At 69.8% G+C, this 12,724-nt stretch carries 14 protein-coding genes; 8 read left to right on the top strand and 6 right to left on the bottom strand.

Going from position 1 to position 12,724, the window contains the following annotated elements; genetic code table 11:
* The first annotated feature begins 18 nt into the window (after positions 1 to 18).
* Positions 19 to 1,032 (top strand): fumarylacetoacetate hydrolase family protein, encoded by a 1,014-nt coding sequence (locus tag ACTIFS_RS04780; protein WP_439572894.1) that lies wholly within the window; start codon positions 19 to 21, stop codon positions 1,030 to 1,032.
* A gap of 66 nt (positions 1,033 to 1,098) precedes the next feature.
* A complete protein-coding gene (locus ACTIFS_RS04775; RefSeq protein WP_439572893.1) occupies positions 1,099 to 2,052 on the top strand; it encodes an MBL fold metallo-hydrolase in 954 nt (317 codons plus the stop codon).
* Positions 2,053 to 2,081: 29 nt separating this feature from the next.
* Here ACTIFS_RS04775 and ACTIFS_RS04770 read toward each other — a convergent pair whose 3' ends face one another.
* Positions 2,082 to 2,696, bottom strand: coding sequence for a glutathione S-transferase family protein (locus ACTIFS_RS04770; protein ID WP_439572892.1), 615 nt, complete (start codon positions 2,694 to 2,696; stop codon positions 2,082 to 2,084).
* Positions 2,697 to 2,705: 9 nt separating this feature from the next.
* Complete coding sequence (locus ACTIFS_RS04765) at positions 2,706 to 3,857, bottom strand: acyl-CoA dehydrogenase family protein (RefSeq protein ID WP_439572891.1); 1,152 nt, start codon at positions 3,855 to 3,857, stop codon at positions 2,706 to 2,708.
* A gap of 146 nt (positions 3,858 to 4,003) precedes the next feature.
* Between ACTIFS_RS04765 and ACTIFS_RS04760 the strand changes: the two genes are divergently transcribed.
* The gene (locus tag ACTIFS_RS04760) at positions 4,004 to 4,738 is read left to right on the top strand and encodes an EAL domain-containing protein (RefSeq protein ID WP_439572890.1); all 735 of its coding nucleotides are present in this window, start codon (positions 4,004 to 4,006) and stop codon (positions 4,736 to 4,738) included.
* 360 nt (positions 4,739 to 5,098) lie between these two features.
* Here ACTIFS_RS04760 and ACTIFS_RS04755 read toward each other — a convergent pair whose 3' ends face one another.
* Positions 5,099 to 5,611: an RNA pyrophosphohydrolase gene (locus ACTIFS_RS04755; protein ID WP_439572889.1), complete on the bottom strand. Its 513-nt coding sequence runs from the start codon at positions 5,609 to 5,611 to the stop codon at positions 5,099 to 5,101.
* Positions 5,612 to 5,635: 24 nt separating this feature from the next.
* Positions 5,636 to 6,802: a divergent polysaccharide deacetylase family protein gene (locus tag ACTIFS_RS04750; protein WP_439572888.1), complete on the bottom strand. Its 1,167-nt coding sequence runs from the start codon at positions 6,800 to 6,802 to the stop codon at positions 5,636 to 5,638.
* Between the two features lie 215 nt (positions 6,803 to 7,017).
* Between ACTIFS_RS04750 and ACTIFS_RS04745 the strand changes: the two genes are divergently transcribed.
* The 4 genes from ACTIFS_RS04745 (at position 7,018) to ACTIFS_RS04730 (ending at position 10,158) form a co-directional block, all read left to right on the top strand.
* Positions 7,018 to 8,271 (top strand): glutamate-5-semialdehyde dehydrogenase, encoded by a 1,254-nt coding sequence (locus ACTIFS_RS04745; RefSeq protein WP_439573048.1) that lies wholly within the window; start codon positions 7,018 to 7,020, stop codon positions 8,269 to 8,271.
* A gap of 77 nt (positions 8,272 to 8,348) precedes the next feature.
* On the top strand, positions 8,349 to 8,924 hold the full coding sequence (locus ACTIFS_RS04740; RefSeq protein WP_439573047.1) for a nicotinate-nucleotide adenylyltransferase: 576 nt from the start codon (positions 8,349 to 8,351) through the stop codon (positions 8,922 to 8,924).
* A gap of 81 nt (positions 8,925 to 9,005) precedes the next feature.
* The gene (locus ACTIFS_RS04735; RefSeq protein ID WP_439572887.1) at positions 9,006 to 9,530 is read left to right on the top strand and encodes a response regulator; all 525 of its coding nucleotides are present in this window, start codon (positions 9,006 to 9,008) and stop codon (positions 9,528 to 9,530) included.
* A gap of 94 nt (positions 9,531 to 9,624) precedes the next feature.
* Complete coding sequence (locus ACTIFS_RS04730) at positions 9,625 to 10,158, top strand: L-2-amino-thiazoline-4-carboxylic acid hydrolase (protein WP_439572886.1); 534 nt, start codon at positions 9,625 to 9,627, stop codon at positions 10,156 to 10,158.
* A gap of 25 nt (positions 10,159 to 10,183) precedes the next feature.
* Here the strand turns inward: ACTIFS_RS04730 and ACTIFS_RS04725 are convergent, their stop codons facing one another.
* Positions 10,184 to 10,690, bottom strand: a complete 507-nt coding sequence (locus ACTIFS_RS04725; RefSeq protein WP_439572885.1) for a DUF1993 domain-containing protein — start codon at positions 10,688 to 10,690, stop codon at positions 10,184 to 10,186.
* 90 nt (positions 10,691 to 10,780) lie between these two features.
* Between ACTIFS_RS04725 and recF the strand changes: the two genes are divergently transcribed.
* Positions 10,781 to 11,962 (top strand): DNA replication/repair protein RecF, encoded by a 1,182-nt coding sequence (gene recF, locus ACTIFS_RS04720; protein ID WP_439572884.1) that lies wholly within the window; start codon positions 10,781 to 10,783, stop codon positions 11,960 to 11,962.
* Positions 11,963 to 11,970: 8 nt separating this feature from the next.
* Here recF and ACTIFS_RS04715 read toward each other — a convergent pair whose 3' ends face one another.
* The gene (locus ACTIFS_RS04715; protein WP_439572883.1) at positions 11,971 to 12,714 is read right to left on the bottom strand and encodes a TerC family protein; all 744 of its coding nucleotides are present in this window, start codon (positions 12,712 to 12,714) and stop codon (positions 11,971 to 11,973) included.
* Positions 12,715 to 12,724: the final 10 nt, after the last annotated feature.

The following is a 12,724-nucleotide window of genomic DNA, read 5'->3' as shown; positions in this document are numbered from 1 at the left end:
TGCCGAGGCCCGCCGATCATGAAGCTAGCATCCCTCAAGCACGGCCGCGACGGCCGCCTGGTGGTCGTGTCGCGCGACCTGACGCGGGCGACCGACGCCTTCCCGGTGGTTGCCACGCTGCAGCAGGCGCTCGACGACTGGTCGCGCGCGGGCCCGCGCCTCGCCGATCTGGCAGAGCAGCTGGACCATGGCTCGGTACCCTCCTTCCGGTTCCACGAGCACGACTGCATGAGCCCTCTGCCCCGCGCCTATCAGTGGGCCGATGGCTCGGCCTATGTGAACCACGTCGCGCTGGTCCGGCAGGCGCGCGGCGTCGAGATGCCGCCCTCGTTCTGGACCGATCCGCTGATGTACCAGGGCGGCTCGGATTCGTTCCTCGGTCCGCGCGATCCGATCGTGCTGCCCGACGAGGCCCACGGCATCGACTTCGAGGGCGAGGTGGCGGTGATCACCGACGACGTGCCGATGGGGGTGACGCCGGAGGAGGCGCGCGGCCTCATCCGCCTGGTCATGCTGTGCAACGATGTCTCGCTCCGGAACCTCATTCCGGCGGAACTGGCCAAGGGCTTCGGCTTCTTCCAGTCCAAGCCCGCCTCCGCCTTCTCGCCGGTGGCGGTGACGCCGGACGAACTCGGCCCGGCCTGGACCGAGGGCCGGCTCAGCCTGCCGCTCACCGCCTGGTTCAACGGCGAGCCCTTCGGCAAGCCCAATGCCGGCATCGACATGACCTTCGACTTCGGAACGCTGATCGCCCATGCCGCGCGGACCCGGCCGCTGGTCGCCGGCACGATCATCGGCTCGGGGACGGTGTCGAACCGCGACAGCGACGGCGGCCCCGGCCTGCCGGTGTCGGAGGGCGGGCTCGGCTATGTCTGCATCGCCGAGCAGCGCACGGTGGAGACCATCCGGGCCGGCAAGGCATCGACCCCCTTCATGCGCTTCGGCGATGCCGTGCGGCTGGAGATGCGGGACGCCAGGGGCCATTCGATCTTCGGCGCCATCGACCAGATCGTGCGCCGGCACCACGCCTGATGTCCGGTGCCCGGCGCGCCGCCCTTGCGGCGGCCGGCGCCGCCTGCCCTTCCGGAGTGACTGACCATGTCGAAAGCCTTCGCCTCCACCTCCGACCTCGGCCCGAAGACCATTTCCTTCGGCGAGATCGGACCCGGCCTCTATGCCTATACGGCCGAGGGCGACCCCAATTCGGGCATCATCGTCGGCGACGACGGCTGCATGGTGGTGGATGCCCAGGCGACGCCCGCCATGGCCGCCGACGTGATCGCGCGCGTGCGGCAGGTGACCGACAAGCCGATCCGCTACGTCCTCCTGTCGCATTACCATGCCGTCCGGGTGCTCGGCGCCTCGGCCTATGAGGGCGCCACCGTGCTGGCCTCCGATGCCACGCGCGGCCTGATCGTCGAGCGCGGCGAACAGGACAAGGCGAGCGAGATCGGCCGCTTCCCGCGGCTGTTTCCGGGCGCCGAATCCATCCCGGACGGGCTGACCTGGCCGCATGTGACCTTCCAGAAGGAGATCACCGTCTGGCTCGGCCGGCGCGAGGTGAGGATCATCCATCCCGGCCGCGGCCACACGGCCGGCGACACCATCGCCTGGGTGCCGGATGCCAGGACCGCCTTTACCGGCGACCTCGTCGAGTATCACTCCGCCTGCTATTGCGGCGATGCACATTTCAGGGACTGGCCGAAGACGCTGGACGCCATCGCGGCCCTTGAGCCGCAGGCGGTGGTGCCTGGCCGGGGCGACGCGCTGTCGACGCCCGCCATGGTCGCCGACGGCATCCGCCTGACGCGCGATTTCCTGTCGACGCTCTATGGCTCGGTGGCCGACAGCGTGGCCCGGGGCCGCAGCCTGAAGGAGGCCTTCGATGCCTGCCGCGTGGCGATGGACCCGAAGTTCGGATCCTTCGCCATCTACGAGCATTGCCTGCCGTTCAACGTCTCGCGCGCCTATGACGAGGCGAGCGGCATCGACTGGCCGGTGATCTGGACCGATGTCCGCGACCGCGAGATGTGGGCGAAGCTGCAGGGCTGAGGCGCCCCGCAGCGATCCGGCCCGCAGCGTCAGTCGCCGCGCAGGGCGAAGGCCCGCCTGGCGCCCGGACGGGCGAGCGCCGCCTGATACCAGTCGCGCATGGCCGGCCGGTCGTCCATCAGGTTCGACAGGCGCAGGTAGAAGGCGCAGGAGGCGACGTTCAGGTCGGCGATGGTGAAGCGGTTGCCGACCAGATGGCCGCCATGGCTCGCCAGATGGCCCTCGAGCACGGCGAGCGGGGCCTGCAGCGCCGCGGTGCTGGCCGCGACCACGGCCTGATCGCGCTCGGCCTCGGGCTTTGCCTGCTGCATCAGCAGGGCAAGCGCCGGGGCTTCCATCTCGGTCACGGCCCAGAACGACCACATGGTCATCAGCCCGTCCTCGTTCACCGATTCGGGCGCCAGCGGACCGCCGGCCTTCTTGGCGAGGTGCAGGTTGATGGCGAGCGATTCCCACATCACCACGCCGTCGATCTCGGCGGCCGGCACGCGCCCGTTCGGGTTGAGGGCGAGGAAGTCGGCCTTGCGCGAGCCGTCAGCGCCATAGACCACCGGCACATGCCTGTAGGCGAGGCCGAGCTCCTCGGCGGCCCAGAGATTGCGGATCGCACGCGATTTTGCGATGCCGTAGAGGGTGATGGTCATGCCGGTATCCTATTGGCGGAAGGTATCGCGCGCGATGATAAGCCGCTGCACCTCGCTCGTCCCCTCGTAGATGCGTGTGATGCGCGCATCCCTCACATGCCGCTCGACGGGGAAATCGGCGCAATAGCCGGCGCCGCCATGGAGCTGGAGGGCGGTGTCGGTCGCGCGGCCGGCAGCCTCGGAGGCGAACAGCTTGGCCATGGAGGCCTCGCGGCCGAAGGGCTCGCCGCGGTCCTTCCTCGCCGCGGCCGAGAGGATCAGCAGGCGCGCGGCCTCCAGTTCGGTCTCGCGGTCGGCGACCATCCACTGGATGCCCTGGAAGTCGGCGATCGCCTGGCCGAACTGGCGGCGCTCCCGCACATAGGCCTTGGCCGCGTCCATGGCCGCGCGGGCAATGCCGAGGGAGAGCGCGGCAATGCCGATGCGCCCGCCGGCAAGCTCGCCCACCGCGATGCGGAAGCCGTCGTCGAGCCGGCCCATCAGGGCGGAATCCGGCACGCGGCAGCCGTCGAAATGCACGGTGTTGGTGGCCGAGCCGTGCTGGCCGAGCTTCTTCTCCGCCTTGCCGATGACGAGGCCCGGCGTGCCGGCCTCGACCAGGAAGCAGGAAATACCCTTGCCCTTCGGCGCGTCCGGGCTGGTCACCGCCCAGACGACGAACAGGCCGGCATATTCGGCCGACGTGATATAGACCTTCTCGCCGTCGAGCACGAAATGGTCGCCGTCGCGCCGGGCGCGGGTGGTCATGGCGGAGGGGTCGGACCCCGCGCCCGCCTCGGTCAGGCAGAAGCCGGCGGCCGGATAGGTGCCGTCGGCGATGCGCGGCAGGTAGCTGCGGCGCTGCGCGTCCGAGCCCACCGCCTGGATGACCTCGGCGACCATGTTGGTGACGGAGGCCGTGACGCCGTGGGAGGCGCAGGCATAGCCGAGTTCCTCGATGGTGAGGGCGAAGGCGACCGTGCCGGCTTCGGTGCCGCCATGCTCGGCGCGCACGTTGACCGCCATGAAGCCGGCCTCGGCAAGCGCCTTCAGGTTGGCGAGGAAGGCAGTGCGCCCCTCGCCCCGATCAAGCACCGGCGCGAGCGGGGCGATGATGCCGGCGGCCATCTTTCGCGCCGTGTCGCGGATCAGCAGTTCTTCCTCGGTGAGTTCAAACAGCATGGCGGCCTCCGGCAGGGGTTCCGAGGTCTTAGAAGAGGCTGGCGCTGGCGGCAATCAGTCCGTGCGACAGGCTGTCCTTGCGGCAACTACGGACTGTTAACGGCCATGGTCCTAGTTTTTCCGGAAACCTGCCCGCCGGAGCCCTGATGACCTGTTCAGCCTGCCGGAACGCCCAGAGCCTGCCGTTCGACTTCTCGATGGCCTTTCAGCCGATCGTGCGCACCAGCACCGGCGAGGTCTTCGCCTATGAGGCGCTGGTCCGCGGTCCGGGCGGAGAGGGCGCCGCCAGCGTTCTCGCGCGCGTGACCGAGGACAACCGCTATGCCTTCGACCAGCAGTGCCGGGTCAAGGCCATCGAACTGGCAGCCCGGCGGGCGCCGCAGAACGCCCGTCTGTCCATCAATTTCATGCCCAACGCGGTCTATGAACCGCGGGCCTGCATCCGGCTGACCCTGGCGACGGCCGAGCGCATTGGCTTTCCGATCGATCGCATCATCTTCGAATTCACCGAGAGCGAGGTGGTCGATACCGACCACCTGCTCAGGATCCTGCAGACCTACCGGACGATCGGCTTCGCCACGGCCATCGATGATTTCGGCGCCGGCCATGCCGGCCTCAACCTCCTCGCACGGTTCCAGCCCGACATCGTCAAGCTCGACATGGACCTGATCCGCGGCATCGACAGCGACCGCGCCAGGCGCATCGTGGTGCGCCATACGCTGGCCATGCTCGCCGATTTCGGCATCACCGCCATCTGCGAGGGCGTCGAGACGACCGACGAGCTGTCGGCGCTGCGCGATCTCGGCGTCGACCTGATCCAGGGCTATGTGTTCGCCCGCCCGGCCTTCGAGCAGTTCGAGACCGCCCTGCTCGCAGCCTGACGCCAGGCGACGGATGCCGTCCGGCAAGGCCTGATCCCGGCCCTTCCGGCGACCGCTCCCCTTTTCAGAAGCTCCCCTTTTCAGCGCTCCCCCCGGCCGGGCCGCAGCCCGCGGCGGCCGCCGCACGCCCCGTGCCCGCGGGCCCGTCGCGGCACAGGATGAACCGGCCGGCAGGCCGACAAGCGGCGGCAGATCCATCCGGACGGCGGTCGGCGAGGTCATGGTCAGGATCATGGTCGCGGCTCCTCGACAGAGCCGGAACTCTAGCAGGAGCCGCCGCACTCGTCAAGGATAACTATCATAAAAAGGATTTTGATCCTCTGAACCCATCGCCCCGAACCGGCGACCCCGACCCGGCCCTCACACCGGATGGGCAAAGGGCGCAAAAGCTTCCGCCACCCGCTCGTAGACCCCGCGCTTGAACGGGATGATCAGCCCCGGCGTGTCGGCCAGCCGCTCCCAGCGCCAGGCCTCGAACTCGGCCTTGTGATGGCCGCCGGCGGGATGGGCGATGTCGATCTCGCTGTCCGGGCCGGTGAAGCGGAAGGCGAACCACTTCTGCGTCTGGCCGCGATACCGGCCCTTCCAGGCCTGTCCGGCGACCTCGGGCGGCAGGTCGTAGGCGAACCATTCCGGCGCCTCGGCGATCAGGCTGGCCGAGGTGACGTTGGTCTCCTCGTGTAGCTCGCGCCGTGCCGCCACCAGCGGGTCCTCGCCGGGATCGATGCCACCCTGCGGCATCTGCCAGGCATGGCCGGCATCGACATGCTCGGGCGCAGGGCCCTTGCGGCGGCCGACGAAGACAAGGCCCTCGCGGTTGAACAGCGCGATGCCGACGCAGGGGCGGTAAGGCAGGTCTTCGAAGCGGGGCATGGGGGTCCGGTGGTTCGCCCGTTGCTAGCCCGATTGCGGCCGGCGCGCCACGCCGGCCGTCACCGGAACGAGGATGATGCCGCGGTTCTCCAGCGTCCGCGCCCAGCGGGCCAGCCGGTCGATGGTCACGGGCAGTGCCGAGCCGATGCCGAGGGCAAAGCCGGTCTCGCGGGCCCGCTCCTCGAGGCGGGCCAGCTGGGCATCGACATCGGCCGGTGTCGGCACCCGGTCGAGCAGGATATCGCCGCGCACGACCGGCTGCTGCAGCGTGGCGGCGAGCTGGGAGACGAGGCTGCGGGCGCTGGAGCCGTCATCCACCACCATCAGCCCGCGCCGATGCGCCTCGCGCAGAACCGGCAGGAGGGCGTTCTCGGTCGCGGTGAATTTGGCGCCCATGTAGTTGACGATGCCGGCATAGCCCTGGAAGCGCCCCATCGACCAGTGCAGCCGCTCGATGTTGCGGTCGGAGGTCAGGGTGGTCAGCAGCGTCTGCGGACCGGGGTCGTTCTCGGGAAAGTCGAAGGGCTCCATCGGCACCTGGAGGAACACCTCGTGGCCATCGGAGCGGGCGCGGGCGGCCAGCCGCTCAAGATCGGCGCCATAGGGCGCGAAGGCAAACGAGACCGCGCCCGGCAGCTTGGCCAGGGCCTCGGCGGTGGTCCGCTGGCTGATGCCGAGGCCGCCGACCAGAATGGCGATGCGGGGCATGGCGGCCTGGTCGGCCGCGGCCAGCCGGAAGGCGCGGGCATAGGCCTCGTGGGGCTTGCGGCCGTCGGGGGCGATGCGCGGCAGGGGTCCATGCGGCCCGCGCTCGACCATGCGCGGATCGAGCCCGGAGGCGCGTTCCTCGCCCTGCGGCACGGCAACGCGCACGGACCGGGCATTGCCGGACATGCCGTCGATGATGTTGATGGTGCGGCCGTCCTCGCCCGTGGTCTCGCCGGGCGCCGGGGCGGCCGGCACGGGCTGCGGGCCGGTCGGCTCGACCGTGCGCGCCTCGGCCGTGGCGATGGCGGCAATGGCCAGCGGTTCGCCGCCGAGCGGATTGTCGACCACCACGACGGCGCCGACAAAGGCGAGGACCAGGGCGCCGACGAGCCCGGCGGCAGCCGGCATCAGCGGCGGCAGCCACCGCTTCTTCGGTTCCGGCCTTGGCTCCACCCCGAGCGGGGTGTCGAGATCGTCGGTCATGGCGCCTTGACTGCGCGCGCGTCGTCGCCGCTCCTCTAGATCAGGCCGGAACTCTTAAGCGCCGGTTAACCAAACCGGTCCAATCACCATGCGGCCTTGCCGGAACGGCAGATTTTACGCAAACAGGCCAATGTGCTAGGCATCCGGCCCTCTGGAGACCCGGAATGTCCGTGCCCGCCCCCACCCTGCCGCAAAGCCCGGACGAAGCCGGGACGATGGCGGCGCAGATGCTCGAGCTCGGCCGGCTGGCCAGGGCCGCCGCCCGGCGCCTCGCGCTCGCCCCGACCGACCGCAAGGATGCGGCGCTGGAGGCGATCGCGAGCGCCATCCGGCAGCGTCGCGACACGATCCTCGCGGCCAATGCCGAGGATGTCGCCGCCGCCCGCGCCGACGGAATGGCCGCAGCCTTCGTCGACCGCCTGACGCTGACGCCCGAGCGCATCGAGGCCATGGCCGCCGGCGTGGAGGTAGTGCGCGACCTTGCCGACCCGGTCGGCACGCTGATCACCGAATGGGACCGGCCGAACGGCCTGCATATCGAGCGGGTGCGGGTGCCGCTGGGCGTCATCGGCGTCATCTACGAGAGCCGGCCGAACGTGACGGCGGATGCGGCCGCGCTCTGCCTCAAGGCCGGCAATGCCGTGATCCTGCGCGGCGGTTCCGACAGTTTCCGCTCCAGCCAGGCGATCCATCAGGCCATCGTGGCCGGCCTCGAGAAGGCGGGCCTGCCGCCGGCCGCGGTGTCGCTGGTGCCGACCCGCGACCGCGCCGCGGTCGGCCTCATGCTGCAGGGCCTCGGCGGCACCGTCGACGTGATCGTGCCGCGCGGCGGCAAGAGCCTCGTGGCCCGCGTGCAGGACGAGGCGCGGGTGCCGGTCTTCGCCCATCTCGACGGCAACTGCCATGTCTACGTCCATGGCGCGGCCGATCTCGGCATGGCGCGCGCCATCGTGCTGAATGCCAAGCTGCGCCGCACCGGCATCTGCGGCGCGGCCGAGACGCTGCTGGTCGACGAGGCCTGCGCCGGCACCCATCTGAAGCCGCTCGTCACGGCCCTTCTCGATGCCGGCTGCGCGGTGCGCGGCGACAGCCTGACCCGCATCGTCGATCCGCGCGTCACGCCGGCGAGCGAAGAGGACTGGGCCACCGAATATCTCGACGCGATCATCGCGGTGAAGGTGGTCAACGGGCTGACCGATGCCATCGCCCATGTCGAGCGTCATGGCTCGCACCACACCGATGCCATCGTCACCAACGATCAGGCGGCCGCCGACCGGTTCATGGCCGAGGTCGACAGCGCCATCGTGCTGCACAATGCCTCCACCCAGTTCGCCGATGGCGGCGAGTTCGGCTTCGGCGCGGAGATCGGCATCGCGACGGGGCGAATGCATGCGCGCGGTCCGGTGGGGGTCGAGCAGCTCACCTCGTTCAAGTACCGCATCCGCGGCACCGGCCAGATCCGCCCGTGAGGCCGCAGGGCTCGCGCATCAAGCCGCGCCGCCGGCAGAGCGACGCGCGTCTTGTGCTGCCGCCGCATGCGCCGGGCATGGCGATCGGCCTGTTCGGCGGCTCGTTCAATCCGCCGCACGACGCCCACCGCCTCGTTGCCCTGGCGGCGCTGAAGCGCCTCGGGCTCGATGCCGTCTGGTGGCTGGTCTCGCCCGGCAATCCGCTGAAGGCCCAGGGCGGGCTGGCACCGCTCGACCAGCGGATTTCCGCCGCCCGGACGCTTGCACGTCATCCCCGTATCCACGTCACCGGCATCGAGGCGGTGCTGGGCACGCGGTTCACATCCGATACGGTGGCCGCCCTCAAGGCCCGCTGCCCGGGCGTGCGCTTCGTCTGGATCATGGGCGCCGACAACCTCGCCCAGTTCCATCTGTGGCAGAACTGGCGCGGCATTGCCGGCAGCCTGCCGATCGCGGTGGTGGACCGTCCCGGCAAGGGGCTGAAGGCTGCCTCGGGCGTTGCGGCCACAGCGCTCGCCCGCTGGCGGATGGCGGAGGGCGATGCCCGGCGCCTCGCGCGCGCGCCCGCGCCGGCGTGGCTGTTCCTGCATGGCCTGAAATCGCCGCTGTCCTCGACCGCGATCCGCGAAAAGCACGGTATTCGCTCAAATTGAATCAAATCGCTTAGCGGCGGCTCAAGCGCCGGCCTCTAGGTTGCCCCCGGCAAGCCGATGGGGCGGCAGGGGGCGGTCGGAATGAACGGTCTGATCTCGAAGAAGGTCGAGCAGCTGCTGTCGAGCGTCGACGTGCTGGTCGTCGACGACAACCAGTTCATGCGCAAGGTGATCCGCAACATTCTCACCAATATCGGCATCAAGGGCGTGCGCGAGGCAGCCGACGGGCTCGCCGGGCTGGAGCATATCCGCCAGCATGCGCCCGACATCGTCATCCTCGACTGGGAGATGCCGATGCTGAACGGCGCCGAGATGCTCCGCATCGTGCGCAATCCGGCAAACTTTCCCGTGCCGGATGTGCCGATCATCATGCTGACATCGCACCTGGAGCGCTGGCGCGTGGTCGAGGCCACCCGGCTCGGCGTCAACGAATTCGTCGCCAAGCCGGTCTCGGGCAAGGTGCTGCTGGAGCGGATCGTCTCGATCATCGCCCGGCCGCGGCCCATGGTGCATCTGGAAGGCTACTACGGGCCGGAGCCGCGCAGGCTGCTGCTGGAGCCACGCATGCGCACGCGCGTGGTCGAGCAGGCCGCCAACTCCGCCTGACCCTTCACGCTTTCGCGCCATGCAACTGCGGGGCTTGCGCGCTCCGGCGATTGGCGCTTGCCTGCCACCCTGAAATCGTTCCAGGGAGGCACCGATGAGCGCCAGCACGACCGCAGGCACCAGCACCAGCCAGCCGCCGGCCCATCCGGCCGGCCTGTCGATGCTGGAGAAGCGCCGGATCGAGGCCGAGATCCTCAAGCATGTCTACGACACGCTGAAGGCCAATATCGGGACCGAGGCCGCGCAGAAGACCGTGGCGGAGGCGGTGCGCCGGTCCGCCATCGAGCAGGCCCGCCGCTTCGCCGAACAGTCTCCAGACGGCACCTCGCTGCAGGGCTTCATCGCCATGCAGCCGCTCTGGACCGCCGACGGCGCGCTGGAGGTCAAGGAGGTCGGCCGGTCCGACAGCACCTATGCGTTCAACGTCGTCCGCTGCCGGTATTCGGAAATGTACAAGGCGATGGGCCTCGGCGAGATCGGCCACCTGCTGTCCTGCCAGCGCGACGGCACCTTCTGCGAGGGCTATGACCCGAAGCTGAAGCTGGAGCGCACGCAGACCATCATGCAGGGCGCCAGCCACTGCGACTTCCGCTTCAGCTACGAGGAGGACGGCAAGCCGGCGGCCTGACCCGCCGGCCTGCCGGATCCCGGTCTCAGCCGGCCGGATTGCCGACGAAATCGCGCTTGCCGAGGTCCACGCCGTTGTGGCGCAGGATGGCGTAGGCGGTCGTCACGTGGAAATAGAAGTTCGGCATGGCGAGGTGGGCGAGATAGGTCTGCCCCTTCAGCGTCAGCGGCGCGCCGGCGATCGTCAGGGTGATGTCGCGGTCGGCGCCGGCATCGAGTGCCGCCGCATCCTGGCTGGTGACGAAGCTGATCGTCGTCTGGATGCGCTGCTTCAGCTCCTCGATCGTGGTCTCCACGTCCGGATATTTCGGCAGTTCCACGCCGGCCAGTCGGCCAGCACCGGCCTTGGCGAAGTCGGTGGCAAGCTGCACCTGCCGCACCAGCGGGAACATGTCGGGGGCCAGCCGCGAGTCCAGCAGCACCTTCGGATCGACCTTCTTCGCCTCGGCAAAGGCGGCGGCCTTGTCGAGCCAGCCGGACAGGTTGGTCAGCATCCGGACGAAGACGGGGACGGAGAAGGGCTGGACGGACATGAGCAGGGAATCCTCTGGGGGGCGTCGCCCGATGCGGGCGAGGCTCATTTAGTTGTCGCGCCGCGGCTTCGCCATGGGGCAAGAAGGGGCATGACGATTGCGATTCCGCGAACCCTCGCCGAGACGCCGGTCGCCCGCTGCCGGGTGACGCGGATCGGACTGTCGCGCTTCCGCACCTATGCGGCCGCCTCGCTCGCGCCCGAGGCGCCGCTGGTCGCGCTGGTCGGGCCGAACGGTGCCGGCAAGACCAATGTGCTGGAGGCGCTGTCCTTCCTCGCGCCCGGCCGGGGGCTCAGGCGCGCCACCCTTGACGAAGCCGCCTTCGACCAAGGTGACGGCGGCTGGGCGGTGAATGCCACGGTCGAGGGCCCCTGGGGCGAGACGGTCCTCGGCACCGGCATCGAGGCCGGCGAGGTCGAGACCCGCTCGCGGCTTTGCCGGATCGACCGCGTGCCGGTCTCCTCGGCCACCGCCTTTGCCGAGCATGTGCGTGTCGTCTGGCTGACACCGGCCATGGACGGCCTGTTCATGGGTTCGGCAGGCGAGCGCCGGCGCTTTCTCGACCGACTGGTGCTGGCAGTCGATGCCGAGCATGGCGCGCGGGTCAATGCGCTGGAGCGCTCGTTGCGCGCCCGCAACCGCCTGCTGGAGGAGATGGCGCCCGACCCGGCCTGGCTGGAGGCGGTCGAGCACGAGACGGCCGAGCTTGCGGTGGCGGTGGCCGCCGCCCGCGCAGAGACCGTTCGGCGCCTCGCCTCGCTGATCGAGGCGACCCGGGACCCCGCCTCGCCCTTCCCCTGGGCGGCACTTGCCCTCGACGGAGCGGTGGAGGCCGCCGTTCTGACCCGCCCGGCGCTGGATGTGGAGAATGACTACCGGGATGTGCTGCGCGCGCACCGGTCCCGCGACCGCGCGGCCAGCCGGACCACGCAGGGCCCTCACCTGACCGACCTCATCGCCCATCATGGCCCGTCGTCGGCCCCCGCCGAGCGCTGCTCGACGGGCCAGCAGAAGGCGTTGCTGATCGGACTGGTCCTGGCTCACGCGCGGCTGGTGGCCGACATGGCCGGCTTCACGCCCGTCGTGCTGCTCGACGAGGTGGCGGCCCATCTCGACCCGGAGCGGCGCGCCGCCCTCTATGGCGCCCTCGAAGGCCTCGGGGCACAGGTCTGGATGACCGGCGCCGATCCGGCCGCCTTCGAGAGCCTGAAGAGCCGCGCCGACATCCTGTCCGTCACGCCCGGCCGGATCGGTCCGGCCGGGCGGAGTTGAAGCGGCCGTCAGGCCGCCCGTTCGTCCCGCCGCCGCCGCAGCTGCCAGCCGATGGCCAGCACGATGGCCGCACCCACCACCGCCGATCCGTAATGGGCGATGGCGACTGGTTTCAGTCCAATGGGATAGGTCTGGGTGACCTCGACCGGGACCGCGAGGCCGGTGCCCCAGGCCACGAGCTGGCGCAGCACCACGGGATCGGAGAGGATCATCTCGCCGGCGATCCAGCCGAGCAGGGCCGCGCCCGCCCAGACGATGAGCGGGTAGCGCTCGATCATGCCGAGGATCAGGGTCGAACCGAAGACGATCAGCGGAATGGTCAGGGCAAGGCCGAAGACGAACAGCCAGACATTGCCGTGGGCCGCCGCCGCGATGGCGATGACGTTGTCGAGGCTCATCACGGCATCGGCGATGGCAATGGTGCGGACCGCGCGCCAAAGATTGTCCGTCTCGGCAATGTTGCCATGCCCGCCGCCGTGGTCCTCCTCCCCGACGATCAGCTTCACCGCGATCCAGAACAGCAGGAGGCCGCCAATCACCTTCAGGAAGGGAACCGCGAGCATATAGGTGATGACGAGCGCGAACAGGATGCGCAGGCCGACGGCGGCCCCCGCGCCCAGCATGATGCCGATCCTGCGCTGTTTTTCGGGCAGCCCGCGGCAGGCGAGCGCGATGACCACCGCGTTATCGCCCGAGAGGAGGATGTCGATCCAGATGATCTGAATGAGACCGACCCAGAACTGGCTGTCCATTGAACCTACT

The sequence above is a fragment of the Phreatobacter sp. genome (assembly GCF_051860605.1).
In the GTDB taxonomy this organism is placed as follows: domain Bacteria; phylum Pseudomonadota; class Alphaproteobacteria; order Rhizobiales; family Phreatobacteraceae; genus Phreatobacter.
This window is presented reverse-complemented; position numbering and strand designations above follow the sequence as displayed.